The sequence below is a fragment of the Salinispora tropica CNB-440 genome (genome assembly GCF_000016425.1).
In the GTDB taxonomy this organism is placed as follows: domain Bacteria; phylum Actinomycetota; class Actinomycetes; order Mycobacteriales; family Micromonosporaceae; genus Micromonospora; species Micromonospora tropica.
Genome location: NC_009380.1, coordinates 4690559 through 4707517, shown reverse-complemented (window position 1 = coordinate 4707517; position 16959 = coordinate 4690559). Strand labels below are relative to the sequence as shown.

Genomic DNA, 16959 nt, shown 5'->3' with positions numbered 1-16959 from the left:
CAGCGGTGACGGAGGGTCGCAGGGGTCGTTGTCTCCTCTGTGGAGGACGTCAATAGGCTTGTGCAGGCGGTGTTCTCGGGGCTGTCCCCGCTGGTCATCGAGGACGTGGTCGACGAGGGTGAGCGGATCGTGGTGCGGGCCCGGACGCCGCAGGACACCGCGGTCTGCCCGGTGTGCGGGGCCTCGTCGGGAAGGGTTCACGGCTATCACTGGCGGACGGTGGCCGATGTTCCGGTCGACGGGCGGCGGGTGGTGGTCCGTGTGCGGGTGCGGCGTCTGGTGTGCCCCACGCGCGGCTGCCACCACACCTTCCGCGAGCAGGTTCCCGGGGTGCTGGAGCGATACCAACGCCGCACTGTCCGTTTGAACAGGCAGGTCAAAGCCGTCGTCAAGGAGTTAGCGGGTCGGGCAGGGTCGCGTTTGCTGGCGATACTGGCCATGGGCCTGTCCCGTCACACCGCCCTGCGCGCCCTGCTGCGCATCCCGTTGCCCACCGGGCGGACGCCGCGGGTGATCGGCGTTGACGATTTTGCTCTGCGCCGGCGGCACCGCTATGCCACCGTGGTGATCGACGCCGAGACCCATGAGCGGATTGAGGTGCTGCCCGACCGCACCGCCGACACCCTCGAAGCGTGGCTGCGTGAGCATCCCGGCGTCGAGGTGGTGTGCCGCGACGGCTCGGCTACCTACGCCGAGGCCATCCGCCGTGCGGTGCCCGATGCGGTGCAGGTTGCGGACAGGTGGCATCTGTGGCACAACCTCTGCGAAGCGACCTTGAGCGAGGTGAAGGCGCACAGCTCCTGCTGGGTGACCGTACTGGACGCGCCCATCTACGACGGGCCCCGCGCGCAGACGACCCTGGAACGCTGGCATCAGGTCCATGACCTGCTCGATCAGGGCGTCGGCCTACTCGAATGCGCCCGTCGCCTGCAGTTGGCTCTGAACACCGTCAAACGCTACGCGCGAGCCGACCGACCCGAGCGGATGCTCCGCGTCCCCAAATACCGTGCCGGCCTCGTCGACCCCTACCGTGAACACCTGCGCAAACGTCGAGCCGAGGACCCCGGCGTCGGCGTCAAGCACCTCTTCGAAGAGATCAAGGCACTCGGGTTCACCGGCTGTCTGAACCGGCTGCACAAGTACATCAACCAGGGCCGCGCCGACGCAGACCGCAGCCACATCTCCCCGCGCCGGCTCGCCCGGATGATCCTCACCAGGCCCGGCAACCTCAAACCCGAGCACCGTGATCTCCTGGCACGGCTCACCGCCGCCTGCCCAGAGATGACCCAACTGGCCGCCGCAGTCGGACGCTTCGCCGCACTCCTGACGCCACAGCCGGGAAACGCCGACCGGCTCTCGCTCTGGATCGTCCAGGTCCGCGCGGTCGACCTACCTCATCTGCACGCCTTCACCCGAGGCCTGGAACGCGACCGCGACGCCGTGAACGCCGCGCTCACGCTTCCCTACAGCAACGGCCCCACCGAAGGCGTCAACACCAAGACCAAACGGATCGCACGCCAAATGCACGGACGAGCAGGCTTCACCCTGCTCCGCCACCGCATCCTCCTCGCATAGCAACACCCTCCGTCACCACCGAAAGTGAGACAGGGCCGTTAAATCCACACTCCCCCATACGTCTCTATATAAATATAAATAGCTAACGAAGTGCTGGTTCGTGGGACTCGGCCACCCGCCGCATCTGTTGGATCAACCGGGCGGATGGGGAGGGCTGGTCACTGGCCTGCGGCTGTGCGGTGTTTTCGTCGCGCCGCCAGCAGTGCCTGACCGGCGGCAGCACGAAGCCGCCCGGCAGCAGTTCGGCTTCGACTGGCCAGTACGACGCTGAAGACCGGAAACGGTTGGTGCTACGTCGTGGGCCGGCCGGTACTGTGCGCCGGTTAGGAAGGGGTACAGCCAAGGTACGGCGGAAACCGGCAATAGGCGGTAACGCGCCTTGATGGGGTGAGCGCCAAGGTGCGGCCGCAAGGGGCGGTAACCTGCGCTCTGCTTATGGTTTCCGCTGTTCAGATGGCTTCGGCGGGCAGCTTGGCCAGGTGACGGTAGATGGTGGGCCGGGTGACGCCGAACTCGGCGGCGATCTGCTCGACGGTGTGTACCCGGCGTCCGTCGGGTCCGGTCTCCTCATACATCTGCTGGGCGATTTTTGCCTGACGCGGGGTCAGTTTGGGTTTCTGCCCGCCGGTGCGACCGCGGGCCCGGGCGGCGGCCAAGCCGTCGAGGGTGCGTTCGGACATCAGCGCGTGCTCGAACTCGGCTATCGAGCCGAGGATTTGGAAGAACATCCGGCCCATCGCGGTGGACGTGTCGATGTTCTGGTCGAGCACGACCAGGTCGACGTTGCGATCCTGCAACTGGGCGGACAGGTCGATGAGGTTCTCCAGCGAGCGGCCGAGCCGGTCCAGCTTGGTGACCACGAGTTGGTCGCCGGGTCGGTGGGCGACCAGCAGCGCCTTGTCGAGCTCGGGGCGGCGGGCGAGTTTGCCGGACGCCTTGTCGACGTAAATCTGTTCGCAGCCGGCCGCGGTGAGCGCGTCGTGTTGGGCGTTGGGGTTCTGGTCGCGGGTGGAGACCCGCCCGTAGCCGATCCGCATGACCCTGATTGTATCGCGAACCTCTGAAAGCGTTACGAAGGCGCGGACACGGGTTGTGTTACAAGGCCGGCCTGGGCGAACGTCCATGCCGCCAGGGTGTATCGCGAACGAACGTTAGCGTTCACCGTCAGGAGCGACTATGAAAGGCTGACATGTCCCGTCAGGTTTTTCTGTCAAGGTCTCCGTCATGGATCTTGATTTGGCAGGCAAGGTTGCTGTGGTAGCTGGGGCGACTCGCGGTGCGGGGCGCCAGATTGCCGTGCAGCTTGGTGCCCGCGGGGCGACGGTGTATGCCACCGGCCGCAGTACCCGCGCGCATCGATCGGAGATGGACCGGTCGGAGACGATCGAGGAGACTGCTGAGCTGGTGACTGCGGCCGGTGGTAGGGGGATCGCTGTCCAGATCGATCACCTCGTCGCGGAGCAGGTGCGTGCGCTGGTGGAGCGCGTCGATGCTGAGCAGGGGTGCCTGGACATCCTGGTCAACAACATCTGGGGTGCGGAGCTGTTGTTCAGCTGGGACCAGAAGCTGTGGGAACACCCCCTGGAAACCGGCCTGCACATCTTGCGGCTGGCGGTCGATACCCACGTCATCACCAGCCACTTCGCGCTGCCATTGCTGATCCGCCGACCGGGTGGCTTGGTAGTCGAGATGACCGACGGCACCGCGGAGTACAACCGTACGAACTACCGGGTGTCGTTCTTCTACGACCTGGCCAAGACCTCGGTGCTGCGCATGGCGTTCGCCCAGGCTCAGGAGCTGGCCTCGTTCGGTGCCACCGCGGTGGCCCTGACGCCGGGCTGGATGCGTTCGGAGATCATGCTGGAGCACTTCGGGGTCACCGAGGCCAACTGGTACGACGCCACGGCCACCGAACCTCACTTCGCGATTTCGGAGAGCCCCGCCTTCGTCGGCCGGGCGGTCGCCGCACTCGCGGCCGACCCGGACATCGCCCGGTGGAACGGGCAGTCGCTGTCCAGCGGGCAGCTGGCTCAGGTCTACGGCTTCACTGATCTCGACGGTAGTCGCCCGGACTGCTGGCGGTACCTGGTCGAGGTCCAGGACGCCGGCAAGCCGGCGGACGTCACCGGCTACCGCTGATACAAGTCGGCCAGCCGCTGTGCCGCAACCCGCATCTGCTCGCGCAACGGCTGAGGCGCCAGCACCTCCACTTCCGGGCCCAGGCGTAGCAGCTGGTCGTAGGCGACCTCGGCGGACTCGACGGGCAGGCGAGTGACCACCCAGCCCTGTTCGTCGGGTCCGCCCGCCGCGGCGGTGGCCGCCTGCACCGCGGGCGGCTCGACGGCGAACCGTAACGCCCGCAGCCCGGCCTGACTCAGTCGTACCGTCACCTGCTCGGCGAGTATCCCGCGGACGAACTGCGCCGCCCGTTCAGCCCACACTGCCGGCAGGTCAAAAGACTCCTCGCGGACGAACCGCTGATCAGTGACCTCGACGCCTACGACTCGGTCGACGCGGTATACCCGCAGGTCCGCGCCGACCCGCGCGACGAGGTACCAGATCCCCGCCTTGAGGACCACGCCGTAGGGCTGCTGCACGGTGCGCGTCACCTCGTCATGTCGATGGTAACGAAGGATCACCGTCAGGTCCTGCCACACCGCGCGGACCAAGACGCTCAGCGCAGGCGGCGGGTCGCTGTCGTGAAACCACCCCGGCACATCGAGGTGGAAGCGTTGCGCCGCCTGCGCCGCCGCATCACGCAACTCGGCTGGCAGCGCCGCGCTGACCTTGAGCTGGGCGGTGGCCAGCACATCGCCGAGCCCCATGTCTCGCGCCGGGCCGTACAGACCGAGCAGAAACAATGCCTCAGCCTCAGCCCGGCTGAGTCCGGTTAGCCGGGTGCGGTAGCCATCGACAAGTCGGTAGCCGCCGTGTCGTCCCTGTTCGGCGTAGACCGGCACCCCCGCAGCGGCCAATGCGATGATGTCGCGGTAGACAGTCCGTTCTGAGACGCCTACTTCACCCGCCAACTCCGCTGCGGTCATAGCTCCCCGCGCCTGCAGCAGCAGCACCATCGAGAACAGCCGGGACATACGCACATCCGCCATCTTGGCCGTACAAGCCAACACCCGACACCTCGCCCACCCAGCACGCCCAGACTTGAGGGCGGCGAGCCATCAGGGGACCAGTCCTCCCCGCCCACGTCAGGATCACGCAGCGGCCGCCGGGCACCACCGAGCTCATTCGGCGACCGTCACCGGGCGGGTGACGGTACGGGCTCCGGGATGGTGAGGTCGATGTCGGGTAGGTGCGCGTCGTACTGCTCGGGGGTGATGGTGATCTCGTCGGTGGCGTAGACGCCGAACCGGTTGATCCGCATCGTCTGGTACGGCGACAGCACGGCCAGGTCCTCCGGTTTGATCTCCCAGCCCTCACCGGCGAGTTGCCGGAGCACGCTCATCATGTCCAGGGTGGTGTGAAAGATGACCGCGTTGGTCAGCAGGGTGGAGAACTTGATGTGTTTCTCCTGCTCGGCGGGGTCGTTGTCGCGGACGCGGCCCTCGTTGCCGAATCGGCACCAGGCGGAGAAGTTGTTGTAGGACTCGACCTTGTTGGTCGCCGCGGTGGTCCGCCGGCGTAGCTGCGGGTCCGACAGGTAGCGCAGTAGCTGGATCGTGCGGATGACCCGGCCGACCTCGCGGAAGGCCTTGTAGAAGTTGTTGCGCCGGGAGTAGGTCGACAGCCGGCGCAGCAACGTCACGGATGAGATCTTCCCGGCCGCGACGGAAAGCACGATCCGCATCAGGTCGTCGTAGTGGCGTTCGATCAGGTCCCAGTCGATGACGTTGCGGCCGGGCTCGCCGAACAGGGCCTCGATGTGCCGGAACCGGGTGGCCGCCGACGTGCGGTAGAAGTTGAGATCCTTCCAGTTACGCACCCGCGGCATCAGCTCGAACCCGCACAAATGCGCGAGCGCGTAGACGGGCAGCGCCTGGCCCTGGGTGTCGGCGTGGATCGTGCCCGGCCGCACCTTGGACTGCTGGTCGAGCAGGCCCTGGATGATGTGCACGGCCTCCCACACCCCGACCGGGATGAACTTGGAGAACAACGCGATGTAGGTGTCCGACACGTAGTGGTACGCGATCCCGCCGGTGCCGCCGTACCGGATCGACGTCTCCGCCAGGAGGTTGTCGATGAACGTGTCCACCTGGGTACCGTCCGCGGCGACCACCGATCCGTCGCCCCACACCTTGATTAGGTCCAGCTCGGTGAACGCATCGACGACGTCGGCGATGGCCTTGTTCAGCTTGCCGATCGTGACGTGCCGCGCCGACGTGGTGGCCAGCTCGTGGGCGCTGACCCCGGCGATGTGCCGGGCGGCCTGCGCCGGCCCCAGGTTCGTGCCGTACGTGAACGTGGTCAGGATGTAGCGCACGAACGGGTCTTTGAGCTTCGGATCCGAACCCGACACGGGCGAGAACCGGCGCCACCAGTCCAGCCAGTGCCCGGTGCGGGCCAGGATCCCCATCAGCGTGCGCTCCGGCATCCGGTCCCGCACGGCGAGCGCGATGGCCTGCGCCGACGGTGTGGGCGGCGCCGCTCGCAGCTGCTTGAGCGATGGACGGCCGAGCTCGTCGATGGTGAAGTCGGCCAGGTCCGGATACGCGCTGTCGGTTGCCCGGCACTGCGCGTCGAGGCGCTCGTGCAGGTCCGCGCGGAACCCGGCGGCTGTCGCCGGGATACCGACCTCGGCACAGAAGCCCGGCAGCATCGCGGCGACTTCGTCCGGGGACAGCAGCTGATCAGCCCAGTTCGCGTACGCCTGCGCGCCGGTCACAGCGATGTCGCCGGTCCGCAGTTCCTCGGCCAGATACGTCAGCACGCACGCCTCCAAGTGCCGGCGTACGAACATGCCGGGCCGGCTGCGGTCCCGGATCGACCTGTTCCAGTTCTCCGACGCGAACGACGTGTCAAACACGTGGATCCGCTGCTCACCCGTCTCTGGGTAGGTCACCGGCCGGCCCTGCTCGTCTAACACCGAGATCCGGTCAGGGATGTGATCGCGGGTCAGCATCGTGTGCTCACGCATGTAGTCCAGCAGCTGCAACACACTGCGGTCCGCGCTGGTCGCCTCCAAGTCCAGGACGCCCACCATGGCCAGCATCGACGACCGGTCCTTGCGGAAATGCCGGGCCACCAGCGGCACATGGTTGTCGCCGTGGGTCGCCCGGACCGCATCGATGCGGGCCAGCTCCTCCGGGAAACCGCCCGCGGCCTCGACTGTCTTGCGGGCCATCTCCAGCGTCGCGGCGTGCTGGGCCGCGGCCGGACCGTACGGGTCGAGGTGCTCCAGGACCTGCCGGTAGTTGACGATCAGCGCCTCGGTGACCTTCTGCTGCTTCTTCTTCAGCTCCTCCAGCTCCAGCCGGGCCCGCTTGGTCAGGGTGCCGACCCGCCGGCAGAACATCTCCGCTGTGTCGTCGCGGGCCCGCTGCTGCGCGGCGTAAACCATCGCCGCCAGGATCGCGATACGCTTCGCGTCCCCGTAGTCGCCCAGCACCGCGGCGTCACCGGCCTCGCCCTCCCCGGCAAAGTCGGCGATCTTCGATCGCGCGATGCCCTCCCACCAGGACCGCGAGTCACCAAGACTGTCGGCCCAGCGCAGATGCTCGATCTGCAGCCGGTAGTTCGTCCACGACGGCCGCGGCGCGGTCCGCTTCAACCGGTTGTAGTCGCTCTTGCTCCCCGGACCACCCGCCGTAATCAGCATCCGATCCAACCCGGCCACACCTGCCGGACCGATGCGCTCGACGACCAGCGCGAAGATCGCCGAGTTGACCTCCTCGCGGATCGCCGAGGCCATCTCGTCCAACGTCGTGTAACCCGGCAGCTCGAACGAGCCCTCGACCAGCTTCTCCAACGCCACATTGATCAGGTCGGCCGGATCGTTCTTACGCCCGGCAGCCTCCCGGATCGCCGCGGCGGCCACCGCCCGGGCCGCCGGCATGTCCGACACGACTTCACTACGTCGGCGGATCAGCAGCCGATGACGGCCCCAGGTCCGCTCCGAGTCGTACACCGCGGCGACGTCCTCACCCAGGCCCAGATCCCGCCGGATGTGGGCCACCACCGCCTCCGGGACCTCATCCAGCCGCGGGAAGTACCCCATCCGGTTGAAGCACTTCAGCTGCACCATGAACGCCAGCAGATGACTGTCCGAGCGCACCAGCCCGCTCGTCCACGCGATCTCCTCCGGCTGCGGCGTGTAGAACACGTGCAATTCCCGGGCCGACAGAAACCGCTTGAACCGCGGATACGCGGTCCGCTCGATCGACGTCACGTCACAACCCCAGACCCGTAAAGATCAACCCGGACGGATCGGGAACGTACCAAAAGATCAACAAAGTCGAAGACCGGCATCGATCAGCTCCGAGATACCGGCCCTCACCAGCGCAAAGCCAAAGGACCGCTCACCCTATTGCCGGTTTCCGCCGTACCTTGGCTGCACCCCAGGAAGGAGCGCCGCTGTGGCCGAGACGATGACCTTGTGGCGGCCGACCGGCCCCGAGGAGCTCGACCTCGTGCGCGCTTCCGGCTGGAAGGCGTGGCCGCCGCGACTGCCCGACCAGTCCATCTTCTACCCGGTCCTCAACGAGCAGTACGCAATCATGATCGCCAGGGACTGGAACGTTCCCGCCTCCGGCGTCGGCTACGTCACCCGGTTTGACGCCGACCGCGATTCGCGTCCCGTTACCCGGTCAGGCAGGCAGGCGGGCGCGACATCCTTGAGCTGTGGTTGCTGGCCGAGGATCTCGACAAAGTTCAACCAGCACATCGTCGGGCAGATCGAGGTCGTCCACGAGTTCCGGCCCGACAGCCGGCCGACCGGGTGACCGGCGTTGGACGCGTCTGAGCGGCTCGCGAGGGTCCAGCATCTCCTGGCCGGACTACCAGGACCCTATGGCAACGAGCACTTGTGCGGCGGTGGTCGCGGCGGCGGGTGACGCCGGGCCGATCAGGAGCGCGGCTGCGGCGGTGATGACTGCGGCGGCCAAGCCGGCCATGCGTGAAGGGGTCATATCCCTTCCTGCCCATCGAAGGCTGCATACTCAACGCCGGGTCCTCCGATGGCTACCGTGGCCAGGCCCGCCTCATAGGCGGCGATGACCAGATGGACCCGGTCACGGGCGCCGAGCTTGCTCAGCAGCCGGGTGATGTAGGTCTTGACGGTGGCGTGGCTCAGCCGTAGCTCGTCGGCGATCTCGGAGTTGGACAGGCCCCGTCCCACCAGTGTGAGCACTTCTCGTTCTCGCTCGGTGATGCCGGAGAGGGGTCGGCGGGGGACAGTGGGCGCGGTGCGGGTGTCGACGACATGCTTGATCAAGCGACGGGTGACGCTCGGGGCGAGAAGGCCGTTGCCGTGCGCGACGGTGCGGACGGCATCGAGGATGTCGTCCAGGGACATGTTCTTGATCAAAAACCCGGCCGCACCGGCCTGCAGCGCCCCGAACACGTGGTCGTCCTCGTCGAAGGTGGTCAGGACCAGCACCCGCGTCTCGGGCGACAGCCTGACGATCTGTCCGGTGGCCTCGATGCCGCCCATCCCGGGCATCCGCAGATCCATCAGGACGACGTCCGGTTTCAGTTCGCGGGTTAGCCGGACCGCTTCCTCGCCGGTCTCCGCCTCACCAGCGATCACCATGTCGTCCACCTCTGCCACAACCATACGCAAGGCCGATCGGACCAGCGGCTGGTCGTCGACGACCAGAACCTCGATGATCATCGGTCGTCCGTCGGGAGGGGTAGGTGGGCCGCCACCCGGAAGCCGCCCTCCGGACGTGGGCCAGTGACGATCGTGCCGTGCAGCATCTCGACCCGCTCCCGCATGCCGGCCAGTCCGAACCCGGCCCCAGGCCGCCGGCCGCGACCGGCTCCGTCGTCGACCACCTCCACGAACAACTCGCCTTCGCGGGAACTGATCAGGATCCGGCAGGCGTCGGTCTCGGCATGTCGGATCACGTTGGCCACAGCCTCTTGAACGATGCGATATGCGGCGGCGTCGATCTCCATGGGCAGGGCCCGCGGCTCGCCCTGCCGGCTCACGTCGATGTCCACGCCGGCCGCCCGGGTGGTGGCGATGAGCTCGTCGAGGGTGGCGAGCGAGGGCGCCGCCGTGGGGGAGTCCGGCCGGTCGGGGTCGACGTTGCGCAGCGAGGAGACGACCCGGCGTAGGCCGGACAGGGTCTCCTGGCCGACCTTCTCGATGTTGTGGATCGCTTCCCGGGCGGCTTCCGGTTGCGTATGCATGACGCGGCCCGCCGCACCGGCCTGCAGCGCGATGACGCCAAGGCTGTGCGCCACCATGTCGTGAAGATCGCGGGCGATCCGGAGCCGTTCGGCGCTGACCACCTCGGCGGAGGCCTGTCTGCGCGCGGCCGCGGCCTGGGCCCGTCGCTGCCGGATCACCGTTCCGATGAGGACGGCCATGCCCACGGTGAGCGCCATGCCCGGTTCCGACGGGGTGCCGCCTTCCCCATGCACCACCAAGCGTGTGATCAGACAGACGGCGAGCAGGCCCAGGGCCAGGCTGGTCGCGGTCAGCGTCACCCGGGGTGCGGAGTACAGCGTGATGGCCACCAGGGCGAAGTCGATCGGGAGGATCTGCAACGCCCAGATCTCCGGCTGCTGCCACGCTAGGGTGGGGATCGCGATGCTGGCCAGTAGCAGCCCGAAGGCGGGCAGGGGTAACCGGCGCAACCGGATGCTGCCGGCCAGCGCCGCGGCGGCGGCCACCAGCAGAGCTACCCGGGCCGCGGTGGTGGCGAGGACGCCCGGCGGGAACAGCGACGACCAGCGTTCCTCGGGCGGGCTAGTCAGGAACCAGGCCCACGGGTATGCCGTCAACAGCCACGAGACGAAGATCAGCGGGGTGACCAGCTGCAACGATCCGGGCCTGGTGAGGAGGACGTTCGGCGCCGCATGCACGACACAAATCTAGCCGCAGGACTTTCCGGATACATCGGAGCACGGTTGTACAACCGGGGATGATACGCGGCTCGCCGAAGTGTCAGCCTGGGACGAATGCGCCGGGCCGCCCGAATCGGGACGATAGTTCTCGTGATCGAAGTGAAGCAACTGACGAAACGCTACGGTGGGACCACGGCCGTCGATGACCTGTCCTTCACCGTGCGGCCGGGGCGGGTAACCGGATTCCTCGGTCCCAACGGCGCGGGCAAGACGACCACCCTGAGCATCCTGGTCGGGCTGAGCAAGCCGACCCGCGGCACGGCCACCATCGACGGGGTGCCGTTCGGCACCCACCCTCGGGGCCTGCGGTACGTGGGAGCCCTGCTGGACGCCCGAGACGCGCACGGCGGCCGCACCGGGCAGGACCACCTAGTCGCGCTTGCCCGCAGCAACGGCCTCGGCCGGAGCCGGGTACGGCAGGTGCTGGAGGAGGTGGGCCTGGCCGACGTCGCGGCGCGGCGCGTGGGGAACTACTCGCTGGGCATGAAGCAGCGCCTGGGAATCGCCGCCGCCCTGCTCGGAGACCCTCCCGTGCTGCTGTTCGACGAGCCGCTCAACGGCCTCGACCCCGAGGGCGTGAGGTGGGTGCGCGAGCTCTTCCACCAGCTGGCCCACGAGGGCCGCACGGTATTGATCTCCAGCCACCTCATGTCGGAGATGGAACACACCGCGATCGACCTAGTCGTCATCGGCCAAGGACGGCTGATCGCGGCCGAAACGCTGGCCGAGTTCGCCGCCCGCGGCAGGATCCCCTCGGTGACGGTGCGGACTCCCGACCCTACCGCGCTGACTGCGGCGCTGGCCGAGGCCGGTGCGAAGGTCACCACCCAGGCCGACGGGGCGCTGTCGGTGCAGCAGATGAGCGCCGGTGACATCGGCAACCTGGCTTTCGCGAAATTCATACCATTGCACGAGCTAAGCCCGCGAGTCTCTTCCCTCGAGGAGGCGTTCATGAAGATGACTGGCGACAGTATCGAATATCGAGCGGGGAGGAAGCAGTGACCGAGTCGGCGATCGAAGCGGTGCCGGAGACCGCGAAAACGAATGCTCGGACGAGCTTCTGGGATCTGCTGGCGGCCGAGTGGATAAAGTTCTGGTCGTTGCTCTCGATCACCTGGACGCTGGTGGTGAGCGGCGTTGCCATTTTAGCCTTCAACTGCTATTCGGCGTATGGAGACTATGCCAATCTGGAGGGATTCTCGGCGGCCGCTCGCGCGGACTTCACCAAGTATGCGATGTTCGACGCCTTCACCCCCGTGTCCTGCCTCGTGCTCATACTGGCGCTCGGCGCGATAGGCGCGAACGTCGTGGTCAGTGAGTACAGCACCGGCCTGATCCGGTCCACCTTCACGGCGGTACCGGCGCGCGGCGCGGTGATGGTGGCGAAGCTTGTCGTCGTCACGGCGGTGTCATCATTATACGGCCTGGTGGTCGTCGGTGGGTCCTTCTTCGTCACCCAGGCGATCCTCGACCAGAAGGACGTGGGTCTGTCGATTACCGATCCGGGTGTGGCGGAACGGGTGCTGGCCTCCGTGCTGATGGCGCCGCTGGCCCCGCTGGTGGCCATGGCCATCGGTGTCCTCCTGCGGCACAGCATCGCCACGATCAGCGGGTACGTGGTCGCCTACATACTCGTGCCGATCTCGCTCAGCGAGCAGACTTACGCCACCGCCGTGATCGGCCACCTGACGCCCTACCGCGCGTGGATGCGCATCACCGACATCGATTTCGGCAGCCGACCCTACCCGTGGCCGATCTCCGACGCGTGGACCGTCTACGCCGTCTGGGCGATGGTCGCGGTGATCCTCACGGTGGTGGTCGTGAAGCGCAGGGACCACTGACGGGCGAGCACCGTACAACTGCTGGAATTACCCATTTGAACGCGCCGGTCCGCGGCTTTCCAGGGCCGGCGCGGTCGTTTCTATTGATCGCACGTTGCTTTCGGGGCATCCTCTGTGTCGGGCGTTGCCCGAACCAGCTTTCTGCTGCACGGCGCTGTTGCCCTGCTTTCCGGCAGAGCATCAGTATTCGGTCCAATGAATGCGTGAGTTCTTGATGGAAGGGTTGCGGATGTGTGGATGCCGAGAATCTCATCCACCCTGGTCACAGCCATCTTGATCACGGGGGCAGGGATGCTGGGGCCGACGCGGATCTTCTCGGCTGGATCGTGACGGTGCTCTACGTCGAGCGCTGGGCGACGATGAGGTGTGTTGTTTCGACTGGCGTACCTCGGCGTGACCAACACTCTGACCCTACTGCGGCTGCTTCCGATGAGCGACCGCGACAAGGACGCCGAAATCCTCGCGCTACGGCACCAGATCATGGTGCTCGAACGGCACCTGCACGGCGACCGGGTCCGGTTCACCCCAGCGGATCGGGCCTGGCTCGCGGCCCTGCTGCACCCGCTACCGCGAACCGTGCGCAACCAGCTGCGGCTGCTGGTGCGCCCGGAGACCGTACTGCGCTGGCACCGCGATCTGATCGCCCGCCGGCATGCCAGGAGTTCCCGGCCCCACCGGGCCGGACGGCCACGAACGATCCGGTCAATCCGCCGGCTGGTCCTGCGCCTAGCCTCGGAGAACAGCACCTGGGGATACCGCCGTATCCACGGCGAACTACTCGTCCTGGGCGTCAAGGTCGCCGCCTCCACCGTCTGGGAGATCCTGAAAGAGGCCGGTGTCGATCCGGCACCTCAGCGCACCAGCAACACATGGGCGACGTTCCTACGCTCCCAAGCCCACGCCATCATCGCCGCCGACTTTTTCGAAACCGTGATGCTGACCGGTGCACGCCTCTACGTCCTGGCCGTCATCGAACACGCCACCCGCCGCATCCCGAATCCTCGGTGCCACAGCGCACCCGACCGCAGCCTGGGTGACCCAGACCGCACGCAACCTGGTGATGGACCTGGAAGACGCCGGCTGCCAGGTGAAATACATGATCCGGGACAGGGATGGCACGTACCCGGTCCTGTTCGACATCGTCCTCGCCGACGCCGGTATCGATGTCGTCCGTACCGGGACACGGGTACCCCGGATGAACGCGATCATGGAACGCTGGATCCGGACCTGCCGGCGTGAACTCCTCGACCGGACGCTGATCCTCAACCAGCGGCACCTGCTGCACGCACTCCGCGAATACGAGGTCTTCTACAACGAGCATCGCCCTCATCAGGGCATCGCCAACGTCCGGCCACTCGCGCCACTGCCCGAACCGATCACCGACCCGGACCGGCTCACCCACCTGAACATCCATCGACGTGACCGTCTCGGCGGCATCCTCCACGAGTACGAACACGCTGCCTGACCAGCGCGGATGACATTTTCGGCAGGTACAGTGTTGCCCTAGCGCGTGTGACGGGCGACCCACGAGGACGTTGTGCGGATGGGCGAGGCCGGCGAGCCTGGGTGACTAACTGAGTGACAACGGATGCGGACCAGGCTGGACGCCCGTGGAAATCGGTAGAGTTTCTGGCCGCGTTGTCCCGGCGGCTAAGGCAGCTTAGGCGCCCGCGATCATTCCTTCACACCGAAGCGCTGGTCAAACCTTAGTCATCCCCGTACTCGTCCACGTCCAGCTCGGCTCCCGTGCGGTGAAGAAACTCCAGGACCTTGCGATCGAGGTGCCAGCCAAGACGCTGATGCTGGCCGGGTAAGCGAACCAGGTCAGTGCCGTTCGGCTGCGGACTCTCCCCTTCGCCACCGTCGTCATTGAAGTAGCGCACCACCTGGAGCGTCCCGGTGATGCCCTCCCCCTCCGACGCATCGATCTCTCTAGCCAGGGCCGCGATCTCATCGGCGAAGGGCTCAAGTCGCTCGATGAGGCGGTCAATCTGCTCATCGAGCGTCAGGCCACCATCACGGCACACAAGCCTCCACGCGTGAACACACGGCACCGGAGGGTCCACCCTCTTGCTGGCCTTGACGCTAATCTCGTCTGGCTCCATGCCCAAGCGGCCCGCCATCTCGCGCGCCGGCATGTGGTCCGACCGCAATGAGAAGTACACATACTGATCTACCCGCATGGCTCTGATCATGGCAACGGGCCGGCGCAGCGAACAGCCCGCAGCACCGCTTCGTGCCCGCTTCGTGCCCGATGCAGCGGTCAACACAGGTCGACGGTGGCACTCAAACGGCCTCAGTCTGAATGCTCCGTGCTCCTCTGTCGGCCGGAATGGCTACTCAGGGTATGAACCAACGCGATTCCCAAACTGACCGTGCGAGGATGGGCGACTATGAGTCCCGACGCCTGGAGCTTGCTGGACGGCAGAGCTGAGCGAGCAAGGCGCTCGTGGACAGAGACCAAGTCGGCGCTGCCTGTGGGTGAACGAGTCCGGGCGAGGGTCCTCGCGACGATACGGTTCGGTGTCTTCGTAGAGATCGACGGCCAGCCGGATGCGCTTGGCCTGGTGGAGATAGCCACGCTTCCGCGCGGCGGCGAGCTTCCAGCCATCGGCGTCTACCTCGACCTGGTCGTGGTCAACCACGCCGATCACAACCGGCAGGTGCGGTTGCGGCCAGCGACCGAAGCGGTTGAGTGACTAACCGGGTGACGATCTGGGTGCACGGGGCTGGACGTCCGTGGACGACACCGGACGCGAGCGGCAGCGTATGGCCAAGGTTCGCCCAGCTGGAGACACCCTGATCGTTGCCTGGGGGACAAGGAGTCTGCCGGGCACACACGGGGCAAAAGACACTGTGAAATGTCGGCAACCAGCCATCAACGATGTGAACATAGAGCAGCCTGTTCCTAGCCTACTGGTCGCTTGTCCACTGTACGCAGGTCGGTCGCTGGCCAGTGCGGACGAACTCGCGAGCGGCCTGCCGAGCGGTGTCCGGTGTGACTCGGGCTCGGTCGGGGCCGGCGAAAACGGCGTCGCCGCCGTAGTCGAAGGCGATGTCGGGGGTGCCGTCCGGCCACGGTGGGGCATCCGCCTCGACGCCGATCCCGCCTTCGGGGCCGAGCCAGAGCACAAACGACCGGTCCGGATGGCCAACGCCGATCTGTAGCGCCGGCGGCAGCGGTGCGTCCCATGGAGAAGCGTCACCAGCCAGGTGCTGCGGCGGGTAGATCCCGACGACTTGCGGGACACCGGACGCGGCGGCGTCGTTGAGAGCGGTGTCCACCTCCGCGATGGTGGAGCCGGGCCGGCGGTTACCCCGACCCCACGTGACGACGTAGCTCACGACACGATCCCCTTTCCGGTTCCCTCGTACTGGCCGACCGTTCGCACCCCAGCCGGAGCGTCCGGATCTCGCACGTAGATCGTGAGACGCGAACCCGCCGGGATGATGTGTCGCAGTATCCGATCGCAACCGTACGGGTCGTCCGTGCAGGGCTCTTTGTTGACCACGAGACTGACCTCGCGCGGTGCGCCGGGACGGCGCATCTGCTGAGCGGCACGTGACTCCACGTGATCGGTGAGCGTCCACGGAAACCCCTTCAGCCCGGGAATCGGACGCAGATCGCTGGTAGATGCGATGTTGCGTCCGCTTCTCCAAGGCTCGGCCGACAACGGGCGTCCGGTCGAGTCGAATGCCTGGCCGTGGGTCGGGCCGTGATCGTCGGGGCGAGTGGGCAGATCCTGTCCGGTCTGCCGGATCCAGGACGGCACCGGGGCAGCGCCGCGCGTCGGGGCCGATACCGGGGGTGGTACCGGGAGGCTGATGCCGAGAGTGCGGCCATACGCTACAAGGGCAGATGCTGCCAGGGCCGCGTCCCGGTCTGCCACCTGTAGGCGCTCGATCGCGGCCGTGACGTGCTGCAAGGCTTGGTCGACCAGCGGGTGCCGACTGGACGCGGTCACTGCGGTGAGCCGATCGCGGGCCCGGATCGCCGCCTCGACCCCAGCCGCCGCCCCTGCCCGTGTCCGGGCGATGCCGTCCAGGACCGTGCGCAGCCCGGCGGCGACCGAGGCCATGCTCACCGGCCGGCTCCCCAGCACATGAAACGAAAGCGTACCGGCCGGTCGATGCCGCTACCCGCCCTCAACGGCACGGCGGAGAAACCGGTGCCTTTCGAAAGCGCGATGGGTGTTGCCGGTGGAGGTCACAAGCCAGCCCAGTAGTCCCGCCACGGCTGTATGGCCCCAGCGCTCTACGAGCGCGTGCTGTTGGCTCAGCCTGCCGCTCCGCCGGTTGCTCTTCGACTAGATTGCTCGTACCGTATGCGGAATCGCTGGTCAGGGCGGCTTCCCCCGTGGCCGCCCTGACCAGCTCATACGCTAGCGGAGGCGGCAGGCCGGTCACGTCGCTTGACCTCGAGACTCGCTGCCGGGCTTCCTCAGGCGGTCTATCTCAACGCTTTCCACTGTTGGCCAGAGCGAAACGAACCGGCCGGCTGCCTGCGACGTACCTC

General features: G+C 66.9%; 15 protein-coding genes and 1 pseudogene. 8 read left to right on the top strand and 8 right to left on the bottom strand.

The genetic code is table 11. From position 1 onward, the window contains the following. Positions 1-39 precede the first annotated feature (39 nt). Positions 40-1575, top strand: coding sequence for an ISL3 family transposase (locus STROP_RS20875; RefSeq protein ID WP_012015333.1), 1536 nt, complete (start codon positions 40-42; stop codon positions 1573-1575). Between the two features lie 449 nt (positions 1576-2024). Here the strand turns inward: STROP_RS20875 and STROP_RS20870 are convergent, their stop codons facing one another. Continuing rightward, a complete protein-coding gene (locus STROP_RS20870; RefSeq protein WP_018256037.1) occupies positions 2025-2612 on the bottom strand; it encodes a recombinase family protein in 588 nt (195 codons plus the stop codon). A gap of 187 nt (positions 2613-2799) precedes the next feature. Here STROP_RS20870 and STROP_RS20865 point away from each other — a divergent pair, with 187 nt between their 5' ends. Further along, positions 2800-3714: an SDR family oxidoreductase gene (locus tag STROP_RS20865; protein ID WP_012015331.1), complete on the top strand. Its 915-nt coding sequence runs from the start codon at positions 2800-2802 to the stop codon at positions 3712-3714. Here STROP_RS20865 and STROP_RS20860 read toward each other — a convergent pair. Together STROP_RS20860 and STROP_RS20855 are read right to left on the bottom strand one after the other, a co-directional pair. Continuing rightward, entirely contained in the window at positions 3705-4667 is a 963-nt protein-coding gene (locus tag STROP_RS20860) for a helix-turn-helix transcriptional regulator (protein ID WP_043535514.1), read from the bottom strand. The two genes, STROP_RS20865 and STROP_RS20860, sit on opposite strands and share 10 nt — an antisense overlap. Before the next feature lie 161 nt (positions 4668-4828). Beyond that, positions 4829-7915 (bottom strand): Tn3 family transposase, encoded by a 3087-nt coding sequence (locus STROP_RS20855; RefSeq protein ID WP_012015329.1) that lies wholly within the window; start codon positions 7913-7915, stop codon positions 4829-4831. A 187-nt stretch (positions 7916-8102) separates the two neighbouring features. Between STROP_RS20855 and STROP_RS20850 the strand changes: the two are divergent. Next, positions 8103-8468, top strand: a pseudogene (locus tag STROP_RS20850) (ADP-ribosylation/crystallin J1). A 182-nt stretch (positions 8469-8650) separates the two neighbouring features. On the opposite strand, the gene STROP_RS20845 reads toward STROP_RS20850, so the two are convergent. Continuing rightward, positions 8651-9358, bottom strand: coding sequence for a response regulator (locus STROP_RS20845; RefSeq protein ID WP_012015327.1), 708 nt, complete (start codon positions 9356-9358; stop codon positions 8651-8653). Next, positions 9355-10560, bottom strand: coding sequence for a sensor histidine kinase (locus STROP_RS20840; RefSeq protein ID WP_012015326.1), 1206 nt, complete (start codon positions 10558-10560; stop codon positions 9355-9357). The genes STROP_RS20845 and STROP_RS20840 overlap by 4 nt, the downstream gene beginning before the upstream one ends. A 132-nt stretch (positions 10561-10692) precedes the next feature. On the opposite strand from STROP_RS20840, the gene STROP_RS20835 reads away from it, so the two are divergent. From STROP_RS20835 to STROP_RS25880, 4 genes are all read left to right on the top strand, one after another. Beyond that, the gene (locus STROP_RS20835) at positions 10693-11604 is read left to right on the top strand and encodes an ABC transporter ATP-binding protein (RefSeq protein WP_012015325.1); all 912 of its coding nucleotides are present in this window, start codon (positions 10693-10695) and stop codon (positions 11602-11604) included. Continuing rightward, positions 11601-12443, top strand: a complete 843-nt coding sequence (locus STROP_RS20830) for an ABC transporter permease (protein WP_012015324.1) — start codon at positions 11601-11603, stop codon at positions 12441-12443. The genes STROP_RS20835 and STROP_RS20830 overlap by 4 nt, the downstream gene beginning before the upstream one ends. 366 nt (positions 12444-12809) lie before the next feature. Continuing rightward, positions 12810-13682: a transcriptional regulator gene (locus STROP_RS25885; RefSeq protein WP_238380250.1), complete on the top strand. Its 873-nt coding sequence runs from the start codon at positions 12810-12812 to the stop codon at positions 13680-13682. Further along, positions 13639-13908 (top strand): integrase core domain-containing protein, encoded by a 270-nt coding sequence (locus STROP_RS25880; RefSeq protein WP_043535513.1) that lies wholly within the window; start codon positions 13639-13641, stop codon positions 13906-13908. Before STROP_RS25885 ends, STROP_RS25880 begins: the two co-directional genes overlap by 44 nt. Positions 13909-14149: 241 nt before the next feature. On the opposite strand, the gene STROP_RS20815 is transcribed toward STROP_RS25880, so the two are convergent. Then, the gene (locus tag STROP_RS20815) at positions 14150-14638 is read right to left on the bottom strand and encodes a DUF4279 domain-containing protein (protein WP_043535511.1); all 489 of its coding nucleotides are present in this window, start codon (positions 14636-14638) and stop codon (positions 14150-14152) included. Between the two features lie 198 nt (positions 14639-14836). Between STROP_RS20815 and STROP_RS25875 the strand changes: the two genes are divergently transcribed. After that, positions 14837-15142 (top strand): S1 domain-containing protein, encoded by a 306-nt coding sequence (locus STROP_RS25875; protein ID WP_238380248.1) that lies wholly within the window; start codon positions 14837-14839, stop codon positions 15140-15142. Positions 15143-15356: 214 nt separating this feature from the next. Here STROP_RS25875 and STROP_RS20805 read toward each other — a convergent pair whose 3' ends face one another. Further along, entirely contained in the window at positions 15357-15788 is a 432-nt protein-coding gene (locus STROP_RS20805) for an Imm1 family immunity protein (protein ID WP_012015321.1), read from the bottom strand. Further along, a complete protein-coding gene (locus STROP_RS24300) occupies positions 15785-16522 on the bottom strand; it encodes a DddA-like double-stranded DNA deaminase toxin (RefSeq protein ID WP_080516643.1) in 738 nt (245 codons plus the stop codon). Before STROP_RS24300 ends, STROP_RS20805 begins: the two co-directional genes overlap by 4 nt. Positions 16523-16959 lie beyond the last annotated feature (437 nt).

Excerpts from the sequence above, each read along its gene's own strand:
- STROP_RS20860 (WP_043535514.1), bottom strand. The coding sequence starts at position 4,667 with ATGTCCCGGCTGTTCTCGATGGTGCTGCTGCTGCAGGCGCGGGGAGCT.
- STROP_RS24300 (WP_080516643.1), bottom strand. The coding sequence starts at position 16,522 with ATGGCCTCGGTCGCCGCCGGGCTGCGCACGGTCCTGGACGGCATCGCC.
- STROP_RS20845 (WP_012015327.1), bottom strand. The coding sequence starts at position 9,358 with ATGATCATCGAGGTTCTGGTCGTCGACGACCAGCCGCTGGTCCGATCG.
- STROP_RS20870 (WP_018256037.1), bottom strand. The coding sequence starts at position 2,612 with ATGCGGATCGGCTACGGGCGGGTCTCCACCCGCGACCAGAACCCCAAC.
- STROP_RS25880 (WP_043535513.1), top strand. The coding sequence starts at position 13,639 with ATGAACGCGATCATGGAACGCTGGATCCGGACCTGCCGGCGTGAACTC.
- STROP_RS20815 (WP_043535511.1), bottom strand. The coding sequence starts at position 14,638 with ATGATCAGAGCCATGCGGGTAGATCAGTATGTGTACTTCTCATTGCGG.
- STROP_RS25875 (WP_238380248.1), top strand. The coding sequence starts at position 14,837 with ATGAGTCCCGACGCCTGGAGCTTGCTGGACGGCAGAGCTGAGCGAGCA.
- STROP_RS20865 (WP_012015331.1), top strand. The coding sequence starts at position 2,800 with ATGGATCTTGATTTGGCAGGCAAGGTTGCTGTGGTAGCTGGGGCGACT.